General features: G+C 66.3%; 19 protein-coding genes and 1 pseudogene. 13 read left to right on the top strand and 7 right to left on the bottom strand.

The genetic code is table 11. The features are described 5' to 3' along the window. The first annotated feature begins 47 nt into the window (after nucleotides 1-47). Both IPG05_16110 and IPG05_16105 read left to right on the top strand, forming a co-directional pair. On the top strand, nucleotides 48-194 hold the full coding sequence (locus tag IPG05_16110; protein MBK6496598.1) for a hypothetical protein: 147 nt from the start codon (nucleotides 48-50) through the stop codon (nucleotides 192-194). Next, nucleotides 128-1,792: an amidase gene (locus IPG05_16105; protein ID MBK6496597.1), complete on the top strand. Its 1,665-nt coding sequence runs from the start codon at nucleotides 128-130 to the stop codon at nucleotides 1,790-1,792. The genes IPG05_16110 and IPG05_16105 overlap by 67 nt, the downstream gene beginning before the upstream one ends. Nucleotides 1,793-1,795: 3 nt before the next feature. Here IPG05_16105 and IPG05_16100 read toward each other — a convergent pair whose 3' ends face one another. From IPG05_16100 to IPG05_16080, 5 genes are all read right to left on the bottom strand, one after another. After that, a complete protein-coding gene (locus IPG05_16100; GenBank protein ID MBK6496596.1) occupies nucleotides 1,796-2,731 on the bottom strand; it encodes a DUF4097 family beta strand repeat protein in 936 nt (311 codons plus the stop codon). 21 nt (nucleotides 2,732-2,752) lie between these two features. Then, entirely contained in the window at nucleotides 2,753-3,313 is a 561-nt protein-coding gene (locus tag IPG05_16095) for a hypothetical protein (GenBank protein ID MBK6496595.1), read from the bottom strand. Then, nucleotides 3,303-3,836: an RNA polymerase sigma factor gene (locus IPG05_16090; protein MBK6496594.1), complete on the bottom strand. Its 534-nt coding sequence runs from the start codon at nucleotides 3,834-3,836 to the stop codon at nucleotides 3,303-3,305. The genes IPG05_16095 and IPG05_16090 overlap by 11 nt, the downstream gene beginning before the upstream one ends. 133 nt (nucleotides 3,837-3,969) lie before the next feature. Continuing rightward, complete coding sequence (locus IPG05_16085; protein ID MBK6496593.1) at nucleotides 3,970-4,980, bottom strand: agmatine deiminase family protein; 1,011 nt, start codon at nucleotides 4,978-4,980, stop codon at nucleotides 3,970-3,972. A gap of 25 nt (nucleotides 4,981-5,005) precedes the next feature. After that, nucleotides 5,006-5,902: a carbon-nitrogen hydrolase gene (locus IPG05_16080; GenBank protein MBK6496592.1), complete on the bottom strand. Its 897-nt coding sequence runs from the start codon at nucleotides 5,900-5,902 to the stop codon at nucleotides 5,006-5,008. Here IPG05_16080 and IPG05_16075 point away from each other — a divergent pair. The 8 genes from IPG05_16075 to IPG05_16040 all read left to right on the top strand — a co-directional run bounded on the left by IPG05_16075 (nucleotide 5,901) and on the right by IPG05_16040 (nucleotide 14,111). Beyond that, nucleotides 5,901-7,052 carry a hypothetical protein gene (locus IPG05_16075; GenBank protein ID MBK6496591.1) on the top strand — a complete coding sequence of 384 codons (1,152 nt, stop codon included), beginning with the start codon at nucleotides 5,901-5,903 and terminating at the stop codon, nucleotides 7,050-7,052. The genes IPG05_16080 and IPG05_16075 overlap by 2 nt on opposite strands. A gap of 163 nt (nucleotides 7,053-7,215) precedes the next feature. After that, nucleotides 7,216-7,815: a DUF305 domain-containing protein gene (locus IPG05_16070; GenBank protein MBK6496590.1), complete on the top strand. Its 600-nt coding sequence runs from the start codon at nucleotides 7,216-7,218 to the stop codon at nucleotides 7,813-7,815. A gap of 37 nt (nucleotides 7,816-7,852) precedes the next feature. Beyond that, nucleotides 7,853-9,745 (top strand): hypothetical protein, encoded by a 1,893-nt coding sequence (locus IPG05_16065; GenBank protein MBK6496589.1) that lies wholly within the window; start codon nucleotides 7,853-7,855, stop codon nucleotides 9,743-9,745. Nucleotides 9,746-10,967: 1,222 nt separating this feature from the next. Continuing rightward, nucleotides 10,968-11,477, top strand: a complete 510-nt coding sequence (locus IPG05_16060; protein MBK6496588.1) for a hypothetical protein — start codon at nucleotides 10,968-10,970, stop codon at nucleotides 11,475-11,477. 626 nt (nucleotides 11,478-12,103) lie between these two features. After that, nucleotides 12,104-12,604, top strand: a complete 501-nt coding sequence (locus tag IPG05_16055; protein MBK6496587.1) for a hypothetical protein — start codon at nucleotides 12,104-12,106, stop codon at nucleotides 12,602-12,604. After that, a complete protein-coding gene (locus tag IPG05_16050) occupies nucleotides 12,604-13,317 on the top strand; it encodes a hypothetical protein (GenBank protein MBK6496586.1) in 714 nt (237 codons plus the stop codon). Before IPG05_16055 ends, IPG05_16050 begins: the two co-directional genes overlap by 1 nt. Continuing rightward, the gene (locus IPG05_16045) at nucleotides 13,314-13,541 is read left to right on the top strand and encodes a response regulator (GenBank protein ID MBK6496585.1); all 228 of its coding nucleotides are present in this window, start codon (nucleotides 13,314-13,316) and stop codon (nucleotides 13,539-13,541) included. Before IPG05_16050 ends, IPG05_16045 begins: the two co-directional genes overlap by 4 nt. Nucleotides 13,542-13,763: 222 nt before the next feature. Next, entirely contained in the window at nucleotides 13,764-14,111 is a 348-nt protein-coding gene (locus tag IPG05_16040; GenBank protein ID MBK6496584.1) for a helix-turn-helix domain-containing protein, read from the top strand. A gap of 1,509 nt (nucleotides 14,112-15,620) precedes the next feature. Here IPG05_16040 and IPG05_16035 read toward each other — a convergent pair. Together IPG05_16035 and IPG05_16030 are read right to left on the bottom strand one after the other, a co-directional pair. Next, on the bottom strand, nucleotides 15,621-15,833 hold the full coding sequence (locus IPG05_16035; GenBank protein MBK6496583.1) for a thioredoxin domain-containing protein: 213 nt from the start codon (nucleotides 15,831-15,833) through the stop codon (nucleotides 15,621-15,623). 51 nt (nucleotides 15,834-15,884) lie between these two features. Continuing rightward, a pseudogene (locus IPG05_16030) lies at nucleotides 15,885-16,118 on the bottom strand (thioredoxin domain-containing protein). A 495-nt stretch (nucleotides 16,119-16,613) separates the two neighbouring features. Between IPG05_16030 and IPG05_16025 the strand changes: the two are divergent. The 3 genes from IPG05_16025 to IPG05_16015 form a co-directional block, all read left to right on the top strand. Next, nucleotides 16,614-17,582 carry a hypothetical protein gene (locus IPG05_16025; GenBank protein ID MBK6496582.1) on the top strand — a complete coding sequence of 323 codons (969 nt, stop codon included), beginning with the start codon at nucleotides 16,614-16,616 and terminating at the stop codon, nucleotides 17,580-17,582. 124 nt (nucleotides 17,583-17,706) lie between these two features. Next, nucleotides 17,707-18,798 (top strand): hypothetical protein, encoded by a 1,092-nt coding sequence (locus IPG05_16020; GenBank protein ID MBK6496581.1) that lies wholly within the window; start codon nucleotides 17,707-17,709, stop codon nucleotides 18,796-18,798. Between the two features lie 451 nt (nucleotides 18,799-19,249). Next, on the top strand, nucleotides 19,250-19,389 hold a 140-nt coding region (locus IPG05_16015), incomplete at its 3' end, for a hypothetical protein (GenBank protein MBK6496580.1).

Below are 19,389 nucleotides of genomic sequence, written 5' to 3'. Positions count from 1 at the left end.
CTCTGACGCCGGAGCCCCCCGCAGGGTTGCCACCCCAGGAGCCAGCCATGTCCCAGCACTTCGACCGCCGCACTTTCCTCGGCCTCGCCACCGCGGCCGGGCTCCCGATCGCCCTGGCCGACCGGTTGTGGGCCGACGCCGTCCCGCCGGCTGCGACGCCTGCCGAAGCGCTGTCCTGGCGCTCCGCGCGCTGACCAAGGAGCAGCTCGCCGCCGCGGAGGCGGTGCTGGGGATCAGCTTCACCGATGCCGAGCGCGAGATGATGCTCACCACGGTGGACGGTACGCTCACGTCCCTCGCCAAGCTGCGGAATGTCCCGCTGCCGAACCCGGTCGTGCCGGCGCTCCACTTCGACCCGCTCCCCGCTGGAGCCACCGCCGTGGGCCAACCGATCACCGCGCGGGTGCCGCTCCGACGCCCCAATCCGCTGGTGCTGCCGACCACTGATGCCGATTGGGCCTTCGCCTCGGCGGAACAACTCGGCCGCCTCATCCGCGCCGGCCACGTGACGTCGCGGCAACTGGTCGAACGCGCGCTCGCGCGCTATGCGCAGTTCGACCCGATCCTCCGCGTCATCACGCTCACGCCGGAGCGAGCGCGCGCACAGGCCGATGTGCTCGACGCCGAGGCAAAGCGCGGGAGCTTCCGCGGGCCGCTGCATGGCGTGCCATACGCCGCGAAGGACCTCTTCGCGGTGCCGGGCTATCCGACCACCTGGGGCTCACCACTCTTCAAGGAGCAGCGGTTCGAGGAGACGGCCGCGGTCGTGGAGCGGCTCGACAAGGCCGGTGCAGTGCTCGTCGCGAAGACGTCGCTGGGTGAATTCGCTCAGGGCGATGTCTGGTTCGGTGGGATGACGCGGAATCCGTGGAACACCGAGCAGGGATCGAGTGGATCATCGGCAGGCTCCGCGAGCAGTGTCTCGGCCGGACTCGTCCCGTTCGCGATTGGTACCGAGACGCTCGGCTCGATCGTCTCCCCCTGCACGCGCTGCGGCGTGAGCGGGCTGCGCCCGACCTTCGGCCGGATCTCGCGGCACGGGGCGATGGCGCTCTCGTGGACGATGGACAAGGTCGGGCCGATCGCCCGCCATGCGGGTGACCTGGCGCTGGTCTTCGACGCGGTCCACGGCGCCGACCCGCGTGACCCGTCGACACGGACGATGCCGTTCCGCTACGAGCCCGATCGGCCGCTCACCAACGTGCGCATCGGCGTGCATCCCTCGCTCGCCGAGCCGGCAGCCGAGGCCTCGGCTGCGCAGCGGGCGGCCTATGCGGCGCAGCGTCCCGTGCTCGACGCATTGATCAAGGCTGGTGCGACGCTCACACCGATCAGTTGGCCCGAGACCCTGCCGACCGATGCGATGCGCACCATCCTCACCGTCGAGGCGGCCGCGGCGTTCGAGGAGCTCACGCGCAGCAATCGCGATGACCAGATGGCGCCGCAGAATCGGGGCGCCTGGCCGAACAGTTTCCGCTCGGCGCACATGGTCTCGGCGGTGCAGTACGTCCAGGCCAATCGTGCGCGAACGCTGCTCATGCAGCAGCTCGCCACGCTCTACGCGACGGTCGACGTGATCATCGCACCGACGAATGCTGGGTCCGTGCTGACGGCGACCAACTTGAGCGGCCATCCGACGGTGGTGGTGCCGAGCGGCTTTTCGGAGCAGGGGGCGCCGCGGGCAATCACCTTCGTGGCGGCGTTGTGGCGGGAGGACCTGGCGTTGCGGTTGGCGGCGGTGTGGCAGCAGGCGAGCGACATCCACCTGCGTCGCCCGCCCAAGTTCAGCTGAGGGTCACTTCGCCGCCTTGATGCGGATCGGGCCGTTGAACGATTCGACGCTCACGCGCGCCTCGCCCTTGCCGTAGGTGATGGTGAAGTCCGTTTCCTCCATGAAGCCCGGCACCGGCGTTGCGGGCGGTGCGGTGCGGCCCTTGCCCGGACGCGGCGTGGCGGGCGGGGCCATCGGGGCCTGGCGCGAGCCGGAGGACATCGCCCCCTTCAACTCGGTCTCGAAGTTGCCCATCACCGTCGACACGCGCAACCTGGCACTGGTGCTGGTTGGCAACGTCAGCGTGATGCCGCCATTGTGGCTCTCGAAGGAGTAGTTCCCGTCGGGGTCGAGGCTGCCAACGAAGTCCACCGTCGAATTGACCGACGAGGCGGTCACCGACGCCGCGCGCACACCGCGCATCCGCACCCCCGCATTGATGCTCTCCGCGTCCAGCTTCCCCGCCACGTCCACGTTCTCCAGCGAGACCACGCCGGCCACGGCGGTGATCGAAAGCGATGCGCCCTTGAAGTCGGCCACATGCACGTTGCCCGCCACGGTCTCGAGCGAGGTACGCCCGCTGCCATTGACCAGCCGGATCGAGCCGTTCATCGTGGTGACGTCGAGGCGGTCGGTCGCGCCAGTCACGGTTACGCCCCCCGAGAGGCAGGTGATCTCCACCCGACTCGACGGCGGCACGGTGATGGTGAGCATGCCGGACAGGCCGCCATCCCGGCCCCGCAGTGGCGTCGTCACGTCACAGTTCACTTCGGCGTTGTTCCGGTCGGACTCGATGCTACCGCCGGTGACGTTGAGTCGCTCGTCGGTGCCGACCCGCACCGTCACGCCACACGTCGGGGCGTTGATTTCGATCGAGGCGCCACTGCCGAGCCGAACGGCGGTGTCCGGCGCGGTCAGGCCGGCGACGGCGGTGGTGGCGAAGAGCAGGGTGGCGAACATGGCGATCTCCTCGGGACCCGATCAGGTCCGGATGGCCGTGCGACGCGTCACGGTGCGCAACACGTCAAGCTTCTTCTGGAGCGCGGACGTCAGGTAATGCGCGCTGCGCGGGTCGTCGGGGGTCGCGCGCTGCAGCGTGGCGGCATCGGCGATCACCTGGTCGAGTGCGGCAAGCGAGGCACGGATCCCCTCGCGCGTCTTGGGGTCGAGCGTCGTGGCGGTGCTGGCCAGCCGCGCCTCCAGCTGCCCGATCGCCTGCTGCAGCGCCTGATCGGCGGGCGTGTGCGCGTCGGCCAGATTACCGGCGGGCGTGACCAATGCCGCCTGCGCGGATGTGGCCGCGGGCGGCACCTCTGTGCCCGAGCGGAGCAGGAACAACGTCCCGCCGACCGAGCTCGCCGCGATCACCAGACCGGCGGCGATCGCGGTGGGCCAACGGAGCAGCATCGTCCCGGCCGGATGGCGCGGCGTCAGCTGCGGCGCGATCTCGGGCCAGAGATCCTCGACGGGCGGCGTGTCGCGCAGCGTCGCGATCGCCTCCATCAGGCGCGGATCGAGCGGGTCGTCGTCGTTAGTGACCATCGAGCATCCTCCGAAGCGCGGCGCGCGCGCGCGACAACTGCGACTTCGACGTGCCGACCACCAGCCCGAGCCGGTCGGCGATTTCTTCGTGCGTCCATCCTTCCACGTCGTGGAGGATGAACACCTGGCGTGAGCCATCGGGGAGTCGACCGATCGCCGACTCGAGGTCCATTGCGACCGCCGGGTGGGGCGAGTGGCCTGCGGCCTGCCCGAGGGCAAGCTCGTCATCCTGGATCCACTTCCGCTCGCTCTGCCCACTGCGGTGCCGCGAAAGCACCACGTTCACTGCCAGACGATGCAGCCAGGTCGAGAAAGCGCTCTCGGCCCGAAAGGTCGGCAGCTTCTGCCACGCCCGGATAAAGACGTCCTGGGTCAGGTCATCGGCCAGGTCGTCCCCGGCCATCCGGCGCACCAGCGTGTGGATCTTGGCCACATGCCGGCGGTACAGCCGCTCGAACGCCCCTCGTCGCCCCCGCCGCCGCCTTGGCGAGGGAGACTTCGATGTCGAGGGCCGGCGAACCAGCCAAGGGGGTCGAAAGCGTCATGGTGGCGATCACAAAACTGAGACGGGGCGGGGAGCCCAGATGGTTGCAACCGGGGAACGCCGGGTACGATGATCGATGATCGATGATCGATCATCGATGGTCGATCATCGGCTACTCAGGCCACTGCTGCGTCAGGCAATGAAACGCCCCCAATCCCCAGATCAGCGCCGTGCAGTCGATCACCACCACCGTGCGGGTCGGGAAGAGCGCCTGCAGCGTGGCGCGGGCGATCTCGTCCCGCTCGGCGTCGTAGCCGGGGAGGAGGACCACCTCGTTGCCGATGTAGAAATTGGCATAGGAGGCCGGGAGGCGCTGTTCCTCGTAGACCACCGGGCGCGGCGTCGGGAGCGTGACGATCCGGAACGGCTCGCCGTGGACGTCGGTCATCGCCTCGAGACGCATCAGGTTCGCAAGCAACAGCGCGTAGTTCTCGTCCGACGGGTCGTCCTCGAGCACCGTGACGATCGTGTGCGGATCGACGAAGCGGGTGATGTCGTCGATGTGCCCATCGGTGTCGTCGCCGACAATCCCCTCGCCGAGCCAGAGGATCTTCTGCACGCCGAGATGGTCCTTGAGCGACTGCTCGATCTCGGCCTTGGAGAGCTCCGGGTTGCGATTCGGATTGAGGAGGCACGCCTCGGTGGTGAGCAGCACGCCCTCGCCGTTCACCTCGATGCTGCCGCCCTCGAGGATCATCCCCGGTGACAGCCGCGCGATGCCGTACTCCTCGGCAACGAGCCGCGGGATCTCGTTGTCGAGATCGTAGGGCGGATACTTGCCGCCCCACGCGTTGTAGCCCCAGTCGAGGATCAGCTGCTCGCGCGCGCCATCAACGTCGCGCTGCACGAAGATCGGGCCGTGGTCGCGGCACCAGGCGTCGTTGGTCGGGAAGTGATGGAAGAAGACGTTGGCCGTGGCCACCTTCGCTTCCGCGAGCACCGCGCGCGCCTCCGCCTCCATCGCGGCGTCGGCGACGTTGACGTGCACCTCCTCGCCGGGGGCGAGGTGGCGGATCATCTCGGCGATGACGAACGGCACCGGGAAGAAGTTCCCCGGCCAGCTCGACTCACGGTGCGGCCACGACAGCCAGGTGCCCCGGTGCGGCGCCCACTCGGCCGGCATCACGAATCCGCGCGCGGCGGGAGTATCAGTCAATGTACCGCCGAGTCAGGTCGCCGTACGCGTCGATGCGGCGGTCGCGCAGGAACGGCCAGTGCGTGCGCACCACGTCAACGTTGCCGAGGTCGCAGTCGGCGACGAGGATCTCCTCGTCCTGACCTGCCTTGGTGAGAATGCGGCCATTCGGGTCGGCGATGAACGAGCCGCCCCAGAACTCGATTCCTGGCGCGTCGGCCGCGCTCCCCGGGAGCACCTCGTGGCCGGTGCGGTTCACCGAGCAGACGAAGCAGCCGTTGGCGACTGCGTGGCTGCGCTGGATCGTCTCCCACGCCGCCTGCTGCCGCTCGCCGTACTCCGCCTTCTCTGGCGGCAGCCAGCCGATCGCCGTCGGATAGAAGAGGATTTCCGCGCCGCTCATCGCCGTGAGACGGGCCGCTTCCGGATACCACTGGTCCCAGCAGATCAGCACGCCGATCTTGCCGAACTTGGTGTCCCAGCTGCGGAAGCCGAGGTCGCCGGGCGTGAAGTAGAACTTCTCGTAGAACTGCGGATCGTCCGGAATGTGCATCTTCCGGTACTTGCCGAGGTACGTGCCATCGGCGTCGATCACGGCGGCGGTGTTGTGGTAGAGTCCCTGCGCGCGCCGTTCGAAGAGGGAGGCGACGATCACCACGCCGAGCTCCTTCGCGACAGCCGAGAGGCGGTCGGTCGAGGGGCCCGGAATCGCCTCGGCGAGCTGGAAGAAGTCGTGGTCTTCGCGCTGGCAGAAGTAGTACCAGCCGAAGAGCTCCTGCAGGCAGATGATCTGGGCGCCCTGGGAGGCCGCGGCCCGGATTCCCTCAATGGCGCGGTCGAGGTTGCCGGCAGGGGTGGCCCCCACCCGCTGCTGGACCAGCCCGACCCGGACGGTTCGCGAAGTAGTCATGGCGACTAAAATAGTGCTGGCTCCCGGTGGCGGCATCCGCCTGCCGGGAATGGCTTCCCTGGCGTGCGAGGCTCCCATTCGCGTCCCGACCCGATTCCTGGCCCTTTGGCTGCTCCTGCTGGTCCCTGCGCTGGCCAGCGCTCAACGCCTCGACTGGCGGGCCCGGGTGGCGCTCTACGGCGACAACACCGAGTTCTTCACCCCCTACCGGGTGGGCGAAACGATCCTCGGCACCCAGCTCCAGACCTGGCTCGAGGCCAAGCCCGGGCGGCGGACCGAATTGCGCCTCGGCTTCTACGCCGACCGCCGACTCGGCAGCGAGCAGTTCACCGACACCCTCCTCCCGGTGGTCTCGTTCCGCTATCGGACCGAGCACTCGCAGGGGATCATCGGCACGCTGGAGACGGTCCGGCGCCATGGCCTCCTCGAGCCGCTGATGGTGACGACGCGCGAGTTGACGACGCCGGTCGAGTCGGGGATCCAGTGGATCGAGACCCGCGGGATCTTCCGCGGCGAGGCGTGGGTCAACTGGCAGCAACTCAACACGCCGACACAGCGCGAGGCGTTCGAGATGGGCGCCACCTTGCGCGTCGAGCCGACCGAGTGGGCCACCATCGAGGCGCAGCATCTCTGGTCACACCGCGGCGGGCAGCTCTACGACGCTGGCGTGCCGGTGAGCAACAACCGCGTCACCGCGCTCGGTGCCACGGCGCGGCGCACGCTGCCGACGCTCGGCGCGTCGTCGCTGGCGGCGTGGCGCTTCTGGAGTGATGGCAACATCGATCCGAATTACCCGGCCAATCGACCGGCGAAGGGGCACGGCACCTACCTGCGGGCGTCCGTCACGCCGCGCGGCTGGGTCGAGGTCTTCGCGATCCATTGGCGCGGGCGCGACTTCGTCGCCGCCGCGGGCGACAACAACTACAACTCGACCGGTCACGATTCGGCATTCTACCGCAGCAAGCGGAAGTACACCGAGCTCGGCCTCTTGCGGCGCACGCCGATCGGCGGCGGCGTGACCTTCGACGCCGAGGCGCGGTGGCACCGGATCGACGACGAGGAGAGCATCGCCTTCTTCAATACGCCGTGGGAGCTGAGCTACCGCTTCATCGTGCGGGCACCGATCGACGTGGTGGTGCGGCGGCGGTAGCCATGTCGTTGTCATCCTGAGCGGAGCAACCCGAAGGAGCCCGCCCTGAGCTTGTCGAATGGTTGCGCCGTCGAAGGACCTATCAAGCTGGGGCGGCCTCGCGCCCACCCGCCCCTGGGGCTATTCTCCCTGTTCTTCCCGACACATCCGCTGGAGCCCTGCCATGAAGGCCCCTCTGCCGTTCGCCCTGCTTGTTGCCGTGCTGGTGGCCCCCGGGCTGACCGCCCAAGCCCCGACGCGCACCGGTCCGTCGGCCGCCGACGTGAAGTTCATCACCGGGATGATTCCGCATCATGCCCAGGCGGTGAAGATGGGGCGCTGGGCACCAACGCATGGAGCGAGTGCCGCGCTGCAGCGCTTCGCCGAACGGATCGTGGTGGCGCAGCGCGACGAGATCGCCGCGATGCGGACCTGGCTCCGCCAGCAGGGCCAGCCGGTGCCGGACACCAACGCGACGCACATGATGATGAAGATGGACGGCATGGACCACGCGATGTTGATGCCTGGGATGCTGACCGATGAGGAGATGGCCAAGCTCGATGGCCTGCGTGGCGTCGAGTTCGACCGCTTCTTCCTCTCGTCAATGATCAAGCACCACGGCGGCGCCGTCTCGATGGTGGACGAACTCTTCGCGTCGTACGGCGCGGGGCAAGACGAGTTCGTCTTCCGCTTCGCCTCCGACGTCTTCGCCGACCAGACCACCGAGATCGAATTCCTGCAGGGGATGCTCGACGCCCTGCCACCGCCGGTCGCTCGTCCCTAGTCCCTCCGCTTTCCCAGCCCCCGCCGAGGAGTTTGTGATGTTCACTTCCCGTTGGTCCGTTCGCCGAGCGTTGCCGTTGCTCGGTCTCGTGTTCGCCGTCGCCGCCGTGCCCGCGGCCGCGCAGCAGAAGATCAAGAGCACGCCGTCTCCCGATCCGCGCGAGGGGCTGAAGGCCGGAAAGTTCGACGCCGGCATCGCGATCTGGAACATGAAGATGCTGTCGAACACTCCGTCGCCGGGGCCGTTCGCCCTGAACACCAACAGCGACCTCGCCTTCTCCGGCACGACGGCCTTCCAGGGGAATTACGACGGCGTGACGATGTGGGACATCGCCAACCCTGCCAGGCCCTACCTGATCAATTGGTTGTACTGTCCCGCGTCGCAGAGCGACGTCTCGGTGTTCCGGAACCTTCTGTTCGTGTCCGCTGAAGGGCAGACCGGACGGACGGATTGCGGCACGCAGGGCGTGCCGGAGCCGGTCAGCAAGGACCGGGTACGCGGCATCCGGATCTTCGACATCCGTGACCCACTCCGGCCGAAGTACGTCGGCAACGTGCAGACCTGTCGCGGGTCGCACACGCACACCGTGGTCACGGACAAGAACGATCCCGACAACGTCTACGTCTACATCTCAGGTTCTGCCGGCGTGCGGTCGCCGGACGAATTGCCCGGCTGCTCGGCCCTCGCGCCGGACGCCGACCCGAACTCGGCGCTCTTCCGGATCGAAGTGATCAAGGTGCCGCTCGCCGATCCGTCGAAGGCCGCGATTGTCTCGTCGCCGCGGATCTTCACCGACCTCGGCCCGGCACCGACGCGCACCACGCCGCCGGCGCCGAACGCGGCGCCGCGTGGTGGCGCGGGCGCGCCGGGTGCCGCGGGTGCGGGCGCGGCTGGTGCAGGTCGCGGAGCCGGCGGTGGTCGCGGCGCAGCGGGTGATTCCGCGGCGGCGGGGCGCGGTGGTGCAGGTGGTCGTGGGGCCGCGGGTGGCGCGCCGCGTGTGCGCACCGGCCCGAACCAGTGCCACGACATCACGGTGTATCCCGCGGTTGGGCTGGCTGGCGGTGCCTGTGGCGGCTACGGCTTGTTGCTCGACATCAGCAACCCGGCCAATCCGCGGCGCATCGATGCCGTCGCCGACACCAACTTCTCCTTCTGGCACTCGGCCACCTTCCACAACAACGGCAAGGCCGTCCTCTTTACCGATGAGTGGGGCGGGGGCCGTGCGCCGCGCTGTCGTTCGTCGGACAAGTACGAATGGGGTGCCAACGCCCTGTTCACGATCGAGAATGGGAAGATGGTGTTCCAGAGTTACTACAAGATGCCGGCCCGGCAGACCGAGTGGGAGAACTGCGTGGCCCACAACGGCTCGCCGATCCCGATTCCGGGGCGCGAGGTGATGGTGCAGGGGTGGTACCAGGGTGGCATCTCGATCTTCGACTGGACCGATCCGGCCTCGCCGTTCGAGCTGGCGTTCTTCGACCGCGGTCCGCTCAAGGATGGCGAGCTCACCAGCGCCGGCTCGTGGTCGGTGTACTGGTACAACGGCGTGATCGTGAATTCCGAGATTGCGCGCGGCCTCGACGTCTTCGAACTCACGCCGAGCAAGTACCTCTCGCAGAACGAGATCGACGCGGCGAAGACGGTGGTCTTCACCGAGCTCAATCCGCAGGAGCAGCCGAAGATGGTGTGGCCGGCGAGTTTCGCGAAGGCGCGCGCCTTCGTCGACCAGCTCGAGCGGTCGAAGGGGCTGAGCGCGGCGCGGATCGGTGCGGTGCGCGGTGCGCTGACGGCGGCCGAGCGGGCCAGCGGTGCGGCGCGGAAGACGGCGCTGACGAGGCTCGCGACCCAGGTGGATGCCGATGGGAAGGCGTCGAGCGACAAGGCGAAGGTCGCCATGCTCGGCGATGCGGTGCGGGAGTTGGCCCAGTAGCGGATGTGGCCGGGTTCTACCTGCCCTGAGTGACGCGAAGGGTTCGTGCGCAGCCCCCCGGGCCGAATAGCCAGGGACGCCATTCGGCCGTCCCCGTCAGGGCACGGCAACGCGATGCGGCGACGGTGTGATGTGCTCCTTTCGGGAGCATGTCACACCTTTGGCGGTGTCACTCCGTGAAGTGCTCCGATTGTGGGTTCGCACAATTGTTCGAATGGTTGCCCGCCTGTACCGTGGGGAGTGCGGCTCTACCCCAGAGCTCCACTGAGCGGGGCGTGCCTGAGATGCATCTTGCCCGCTCCGCGATCTCCTACCCCATGAGGTGACCAATGAGTGGCATTGCTCGGAAGGCACTGGCGGTGACCGTTGCACTGGCCCTGGTCGCCGGAGTTGCGCATGCCTCGGAATCGTGGAGCGCTTCGAAGCCGTGGTGGTGCTACGACCTCGCGAATGCGTGCGGCCTCTGGTCAAGCGATGTGCAGTACGTTGGCCCGACTCATACGACATGCGTCGGGGTTACCACTGGGTGGAAGAGTGAAACAGACATGTACATCGCGTGTTTCCTCTGAGGAAGGCGTGGCTGCGCCTCATCCCACTCCTTGCCGGTGCGCTCGCGTGCCGGCAGGCGGAGCCCCCCCCGGTGGGGACTCGGGCCGGTGCGATCCAGTCGTCGACTGAGTTCCCCAGTTTGGCGCAGGTCGTCTTTTCGCTGAACGAGATGGACCTTCCCCCCCGGGGAATCCTGACGATGGCGCTGACCTCGTCAGGCACCCTGACATTCCGGCCTGATCCTCGCCGATCACCTCAATTTACCACGCTGGACAGCACCGGAGCCGTCCTGGCGCGGTGGGGGGTGAAGGGCGAGGGACCAGGTGAAGTACTTGGCGATGAATTGCTCCTTTCTGGTGATTCGAACATCGTGGTGACGGATGTTAACGGTCGGCGACTGCAGCTCTTCTCGCCGAAGGGGAAGCTCCTCCGCGAGCAGCCGTCACCTCCGCCGGGGAAGCCTGTATCCTTCTCCGATGGACGCGTGCTTTGGTGGGAGTCCACGGGCGGCGGGGCGGGGGCTCGGGAGCCTGCCAAACTCGGACCGACCCGACCGGTCGTGAGTTGGTGCGTGCTGCGAGCGTGCGCTGACACCGTTCTCGGTGCCGGTGACAGCATTCTCGGCTTAGTTCACCGGGCGTCCCCGCCGATGGGGGTTGGAGGCTGGCCCGCCATGGTCGCCGATGGCGATCGGCTTTGGCTCGCGGACGGCTACAGCTACACGATCTGGCGATATGATGGCGGCGGTAAGTCGGCGCCCGTGAGATTTGCGCGGTCAGTGCCCCCGCGCATGCTCACACCGCGTGAGTTCGCCAAACTGGATTCCTCGTGGGTGAAGCTGGAGCGCGCCGGTATGCCGGGCCCAGGGGGCAAGCGGATCCGTCTTGAGTTTGACGCCGAGCGCAAGTTCATGCGCAAACAACCGCTGCCGCACTTTCAATATCTCGGCCTTTCGGTCGACGGGCTCCACCGCCTGTGGGTTGTCGGCCGGTCGAATGATTCGACGTTCCTCGACGTCTTTGCCGACGCGACCTTCTTGGGGCGGCACATGATCGCGTGCCACCGTTCCGGCTATGCCGGGGTCGTGCGTGGGCATTGGCTCGCACTCGCATGCGACGACGAAGTGGACGATGGTGGCGGGGTCGAAATTCGGCTCTACCGGATCGTCGAAAACGGTCGCTGAGACTCGATGCCGTAGGCTCAGATTGCCCTACGAGATTGTTGTGGGGTCCCACATCCCCCCTTTCCGACAAGGGGGGGGGGGGGATTTTGCTTTCGTACGCCCACCCCATTCTCAACTTGTCGGAGCTATTCTTCCTATGTCGAACGACCCGCACATCATTGACCTTGCAGGCGCGACCGAGCTCACCAGCCGCTGGCGTGCGCAGCACCCCAATGCGATAAAGGCCGGACGCTTTGAGCGAGCTGCCCTCGACCGCCTGCTGGCCCACCCCGCCGCCGCTGGGATCCGGGTCTACCTTGGAGCGAAGCCCGATGGGAGCTGGACTTTCGTGATGGTGGCAACCACCTCCGCTGGCCAGGATATCCTCCCGGACGCCGGGACAACGCCTGAGGCGAGCGGCCTCCGCGGAGGAGGCTCACCCCTGTCCGCCGGACTGTGACTCGCACAGTCCCCTGTTCGGCGACAACCCCGCGTGTGAACGCTGAACCTCTGATCGCAGCTGTTAGCCGGCGTACGTCGGCGTCGAACTCGTCGTCGCCGCCTTCGCAGCTGCCCGGCTGGGTCACCTCCTCGCAAGCGAGCGGCCTGTCGCCCGCTGGCTGATAGTCGCTGGAGTATTCGCGCTTGTGGAGCAGTTTGCGCGCGTCGTACTGCACAACACCCAATACGTGGCTCAGGTATGGTACCCGATCAGTGGGGTGCTTGCGCTGTGGGCAGGCCTTCGCCACCCGAGGCAATCGCGGGCTCGTCTGCTGCTGGCGGTCGCCTATCTCGTCGTCCATGCTGGTCTTTTCCTGACGGTCGAAGTATACGGCGAGTCAGCACGGGCGGCAGGTTTCGTCCACGGCATTGCTCTGATAATTGCCGGTGGCACTATCGTGGTTGACCGCGCCCTGTTTGCGAGGCACGAGATGCATCACGATCGTCGATTTGCCCAGGGAATGGCGTTTCTGATGATCGGCGCGCCGAGCACGCTTGTGGCACTCTCAGCCCGGTACTTCGGCATCGTTGGCATCGACCAAACGCGCATCATGTACGCTGGCAAGAACATCGTAGCAGCCGTCGCGGTCGCGTTGCTGGGCTATTCACTTGCACCGCGGGGTGTCCGCGAGCAGGAGCCGGCCTAGTGTTCGTCTTCGCGATCTGGCTCGTGGGTGGTCTCCTCATGGTGATCATTGCGGCGGCGGTCATCATCCAGCAGGGACGACTGTTGCGGAGCCGTGCCTCGATCGCCGGGCGGCTCCTAGCGGCCCAGGACCGGGAACGCGCGTCGATTGCGCGAGAGCTGCACGACGACATGGTTCAGCGTCTTGACGGCGTTGCCCGACTCCTTCGGACCGCCGACGACCCCGACCGCGCTCGGTGGGGAGAGGATGTCGCAGCGATCAGCGCCGATCTCCGCGGGTTGTCCCACCGGATGCATCCGAGCCTGGTCCAACTCCGAGGACTCCAGGAGGCGCTGGAAGGACTGCTCGACGAGACGCGTGCACAGCACTGCCTGGACCTGTCGCTCGAAATCCGAGGCGATCCTGTGGGCATTCCTCCGGAGGCCGCATTGGCCGCATTCCGGATTGCCCAGGAAGCGATGCGGAATGCAATCCGGCATGGGAAAGCGAGCGTGGTCAGGGTCGTCGTCAATCGAAGCCCGACTGAACTGATCGTCTCCGTTCGCGATGACGGAGTTGGATTCGGTGACCTTGGCCGCCGCAGCGCGGCCGGGCTGGGGCTTCACTCGATGCGGGAGCGAGCCCAGTTGCTTCGCGGTAGCCTGGAGATTCGGTCAACGATCGGCGTGGGGACCGAGGTGACCGCGCGAGTTCCCGTTCCGGAGGCCGCATGAAGCAGCGTGAGCGAGTGCTCCTGGTGGAAGATCACGCGGGTACGGGGGATGCACTGGCCGCGATGCTTCGGCAGTGCTTTGACGTTCCTCACCGCATTGGATCCCTCGCTGAATTGTCTGAGGCCATGCGTGTGCAGGAACCCACAATTGTCCTGATCGACTTGGCTCTTGGTGATCAGAATGTCCTGAAGTACTCCCCGACCTTGTTCGGTGCCATCCGCTGAAGAAGTTTATCGTCCTTACGGCCTATGACAGCTTTGCCGTGATGGAGGGGGCCCTGAAGGCTGGAGCGAAGGGGTTCGTCCCGAAGTCGGCGACGATCGAGGAAATCAAGGAAGCCATCACGGTCGTAGGGGGCAGGAAACCCCTACAAGCATCCCGCCGTACGCCGTGTGGCGCCTTCCAGGCAATCCGCTGCCCCGGCGCGCAACGTGGATTGCGACGAGTTGGTTGTCCCGAAGCCAGCCGAGCTTGAGGTGTTGGCCCTGCTCAGGGATGGTATCTCAGGCCGAGAGATCGCTCGCCGCCTGAAACTGCACCACCGGACCGTCGAGGAGCGGGTACGGCGGATCGGCAAACGGCTGGGTGGGCTTCGGCGAGTCGGGGTGTTGCGATGGTATGAGAGAATATCTGGCGCGAAGGGCGAAGTAGGGGTGCGCGAAACGTCGTACGCTGTTGTTCCAGAAGCGGTCCGTAACACCATTTCAAGGGCCGATCCTGTATCGCACGACGCTTTCCACGTCGTCACTGTCACTCTCGGTGCCCCACACCGAAGAGCGAGAGGCGGACCATAGGAAGAAGGTCGGTGGCAGAGTTTACTTGCCCGATCGTTTCGCCGCGGGGATTGAGAATCAACCAGTGACGGGCCGCGCGAGTCTGGTCGCAGTTCCAGCCAAATTGTCTGATCCAGACCTAGAAAGACGCGGTGAAGGTACCTGAATTGCGGTGAATGCGACACGTCGTCACAGGCCGACTTGCGGGCCGGCGCGGACTCGCGAGCTTTGCATGCGGCTCTGCTGCTATCAATGAAGGCTGCGGTCGTCGGTGTGCCGGAGTATCTGAACTGTCGGTGAAGCAGTGAATCACCTCGCGCGGATACCACCGTTAGCCAATAACTACCTTCCTTAGCCGTGACTCGTCCCGGTCTTGCTACGACATACCGGTCGGCAGTGGGACTGAAGGCAGTGAGGGTCAATGGACAGGCGAATTGGTAGTAGCTATACGCCCCTTCGCTGCAGCCGTTGGTCCGGTTCGGCTCGAAACCCAGAAATGTCGCCTCAGTGCCGTCGAGCAACTGAAGCCAAATCGTTGACTGGAGGGCTTTGGGATCCGCTCGCCAGAGGGACGGGATTGATACTCCGACGAGGCTCGAGAAGGCCATCGCTGTGCCGTTTGCGCCAATCCCCGTGATGTACATTTCCCCTTGTTTTGGAGCGGAGCAGGAATGCTCCGTGAGGCAGAGTTGGGTGCGGATTACTGACAGTCCGCAGCAGCGCACCATCAGGATGAATAAAGTCAGGCGTCGAAGGGCCACGTCTGTGGCCCAAGCGTGTCGCCCACCCAGCCGACAAAGCCACCAAGCATTTGGAATTCGCCTGGCCCGGCCCCCTTGCGACCGAACCGGAAGAGCTCCGCCCCGCGCTGCGAATACACTCGGATTTGCGCATCGGCTCGCTGACCCACCGCGATTGTCCCCCGTGCAGAGACGGCGACCGAGGAGACGGGGCTTAGATCCACTTCGTTTCCCCCAATCACAAGATCTCTCGCAACTGCGAGCGGCCTCGGTGGGCTTCCCGCCTGAGCGGGCAAGTCTTGATGGAAGCTCGTCGTGATTAGGCACAAACCCACCAAGGCATGCAGTGATGCAGACAGGCGGGTACCTGCGTGGCGGGCAGTGAGCCCCCGCGAACTGGGTCCTCGCCGGGTACGTCCGGCTCGCCACGCAGGCCTGTTCACGGGACCACGAGCCTGCAGTTGATGGTGTAGCCCTGGCTCGCCACACCGCACGCGTGCTCACTGCCAGGAGACATGGCCGTGCAGCCCTGTCCAGGGTAATAGGTGTTCAACTTCTCCTGACACCACTGAACGCGTGACGACTCGTCAACGCAGGTCTCCGAAGGGAAGGCGGAGTAATGCGGGCACCCCCCGCCGCCGGACTCCCGAGCGGCGGGCTCGGCAAGCAGGGAGCTGCCACCCACCGTTGTCACGAATGCAGCCGCCATCAAGATGTGTCGCAACGCCATTGAATACCTCCGAGTAATTGTGTGGTGCTACCCAGCGCCGAAGATTCAGCGCCGGACTCCCTAACGACGCCCAAGGATCGAGTCGACGAGGCCAGATAGTCTCTTGAAATCCGGCACGCCCCCGAGACGCAAACCGTTGATAGCAATTGTTGGCACGGCCGCCACACCGAGGCGGTCCGCCAACGCAGAGTCGACTGCCAATATCTGCTGGCGCGCTTCATGGACGCACGCTTCAAACCCTGCGGAATCCGCCATCCCCACCGCGATTGCCAAGCCGCCCCAAGGCAGGAGCCCCAATGAATCCTGCTTGGGAACCAGAGAAGGTCATGGAAAGGTTCGAAATGACCTCCTCGACCGTGCGCATTCCGCCGCCGCAGCTGCCTGTCTCGCGAATCGGTGTTGTAGTAAAGGCCGATGCCGATAGATGACTCGAACGTGTCCGGGATACTCTTGTCGAAGCCGCGGAAGCGTATTTGTTGCGAAAGACTTGCAGGCAGGGCACTCGAAGTCACCAAATTCGACGATGGTGACCGGGGGGGCGTCCTGGGATCCAAGGCAACGGAGCGTCGATCACGTTTCCAGTCGTCGTCGTCCACCGTCGCTACCGAAAGATCGGATGGCGGCGGTGGAGTCGTCTCAAGCTCCCGTCGGATCAAGAGACCCGCGACCACCATCGCCGAGATGACGAGAGGGACCGCGAGTACCTTCTCAAACGTGGTGGGAGTTGTGCCCATGCTCGGATCCGTCCGTGTGGCTCTGACTCGTGCTAGTGCCTTCAATGACATTTTCGGGTGGAAGTGGGAATTGCACAATCGGGGGCCACACAATCATCAGGTATGCCGACCTTCGGAAGTCTCGCTCACCTGCTTGCGTGTCTTCCTACCTGCCCGGACCGAGCCCGAGGCCCCGGCCATTCTTGCCGCTCCGGCAGGGATGGCCGGAATCGCCGCCGCCAGGGTGCCCCGTAATCGGTTGTGAAACAATGGGTTACGGGTGCACTCCCGGCGGTGTAGTTCTTGCGATTTCGCACGGCGACCTCTGATCGGAGTCGCCGTGCGTCGTTTCGTCCTGCTCGCTGTTGCCGTGCTCCTGGTGCCCACCACCCGGGCCGCCGCCCAGACCACCACCGATACCACCGTGGTGGTCTGCCCGACCGGCCTCTCCGCGGCGGGGACCAAGGTCTGCACGGCGGCCCTCGACGGGATCACCATGATCCACCCGCTCGCGGCGCTGCTGATGAACGGCGGCAATCCGCGGCTCGGGAGTGCCGGCGTGATCGGCCGCTTCGGGCACATTGCGCTCGGCCTCCGCGCCACCACGGCGATGGCCGTCGTCCCCGACCTCACCTGGGCCGGCAACACCGACACCGTTCCCGTCGGCCGCCGCGCAGCTCTATGCGCCGCGCGTGATTCGCGATGGGCTCTCTCCAGAAGCAGATGCCCACCGGCGTCGTCGGCATCGACTTCCGCCTCGGCGTTGGTGATCCTGCGCGGAACCGCACCAACCTTCTTCACGCCGGTCCCGGGGGAGCCGCACCATCCGGTGACGCGACCGTCGCGCTCACTCAGGCATTCGCGCCGGGATGTCGAGTCCGAAGCTGCCGACCGTCTCGCTCCTCCATCATGGGCGCTTCGACGCCGACGGTGCAGATGGGCGGCACCACTAATGGCCAGACGACGGGGGGACCTTCAACGCCTCGGCGATCGACGTGTGGCTCTTCACCGGCAAGCGCTTCGGCTGGTTCGAATTGCGGCCGGCGCTGGCGTCGACCTCCTCGGGCAAGGGCGAGGTCGCTCACGCGATCCTGGAACCGGCACCGTCGGCGAGGTCCTCGAGCCGAAGCTCTCCGGGATGCGCATCGTCACGGCGCTCAACCTCGGCGTGCACGTCGGGCCGCTCCACCTCGTCGGCGAGGGCGGCTACCAGGTCGGGTCGAACTTGGCGCTCACGACGCGCTACGCCGAGAACAACCCGAACGCGGGCAAGTTCTTCGGCGGGCTGGGAGTCGTGCTGGCGCGGTGATGCACCATTCAGCCGCGGCCGCATAATCCGCCACCCCTTCCGGATCCCGGAGGGGGTGGTGTTGTTTCAAGGGTCAGTTCCCACCTGCACGACCAGTCTGCTTCTCCCTCGTCTTGGTTTCAGCATGCGTTTCCGCTTGCTCTGCCTCTGCTCATTGCTCCTCGCGTCGGCCGGGCACTCCCAGGCTGTTCCGACCTGGCGGCTGCAACTCGACCACGCCATCCGACCGGCCGAGGGCAGCCCTGGAGCCATTGGCAACATTCTCGGCGTCGCCGTCACGCGCGGTGGCGAGGTGTACGTCGCCGAGCAGAAGCCCGCGCGGGTCACGAGGTTCGATGCGGCGGGAAAGTTCGTTCGGACCGTGATCGCACAGGGGGCGGGGCCTCGCGAGGCACAGCGGGCCCAGATTGTCCTGCAGGGTGACACGCTGGTCGTCCACGATCCTCAGCTTGCGCGCTTGACCCGGATCGGCCCGGACAATCGGCTCCTCGATGAGCGGCTGTTCAAGCTGAATGCCGTCGGATTTCCAGGGTGGGCCACGGCCGATGGGACACTGATCTTCGAGTCACCTCGCAGCGGCATAGGGTACAACGCCGCCGCGGTGCGCGTCCTCCCGAATGGGAGGCTGGACTCTCTCACCTGGTTCCACGACCTCAAGAATGACCGGTTCATGAGGTGGGAGTCGCGAGACTGGGTGATCCAGGGGGCGCCATTTTCGCCCGCGGGTCGGGCGACGTTCGATCAGTCAGGGCGCCTGGTGCTTGGCGCCACCGGTCGGTCGAGGTGGGTCGTGCTCTCCGGCAAGGACACGGTGCAGACGGTCTCCCTCCCCGACCGCGCCGTCTCAATCGTTCCTGCGGTTCGAGACTCGGTCTGGAAGGCGTGGCGTGCGAAGCTTCCGGCGAAGCTCGCCGATCCCGGCAACGTCCTCACGATTGCCAAGATCCCCACCACGCTCCCACCCTGGTTGACCATCGACGTTTCGCCGGCGGGGGAGTGGTGGGTCGGCAGGCCGGGGCCGAACGGCGCGCTCGGGAGCTGGGACGTCATCGTCGGTGGTCGCGTGGCTGGGCACGTCCCGGTGCCGCCGCGCATCCTGCCGCCGCGTCTGGAGATGCGGCCTTGGTCCTTCGGCGGATCGTTCGTCGCGATTGTCCACGAGGACGAAGACGATCTCCCGTGGATTGGCGTGTATCGCGTGGTGCGTGGGCGATGACCATCGCCCGGCCAACACGCTCACCATTCTCGGTTCGGAGCACCGTATGCCATTGATGCGCCACCTGCTCGCCTGCCTTCTTGTCGCGCCTCCACGGTGCCGGGCCCAGCGCCCCGCCACCGCCCCGCCGACGCCCACCCGCGAAGCAATTTGTGTCGGGGGTTGTCGTCGGGGGAAGATCTCAAACATCCTGCGCTCGGTCGCGCGCGATTCACGGGGGCGCTAAGTGCCACGAGCGCCGGTTTTCGGCGAGGCCAGCCGCGGGTCCCGACGGCAAGGGGTGCTTCTGCACCTCGGCGGCTGGGAGGGCCCGTGGGAGTCCTCGCCAAGGGAATATTGTCGATTCCCCCGTCGACCCGACGGACAACATCTACGTCGGGTACGACAACAGCCTCAAGTGGGCATCGTCTTCACTGAATTAGCCCATTTGCGATCCGTCGGGGCCAACGGGATGGCGCATCCACCGGAGGCCTCCGTCTTCTTCGCGCCGTTCACCTTGCTGACGTCGCAACTCCCGTATGGCATGATGGGTCACGACTTCGCGATCTTCGATTTCAGCGGCAAGCCCGAGTCTGGAAAGGCGGTGTATGC

The sequence above is a fragment of the Gemmatimonadota bacterium genome, assembly GCA_016704275.1.
Taxonomy (GTDB): Bacteria; Gemmatimonadota; Gemmatimonadetes; order Gemmatimonadales; family GWC2-71-9; genus Palsa-1233.
Note: the sequence above shows the minus strand (reverse complement) of the source record. Positions and strands in the feature narration are given on the sequence as shown.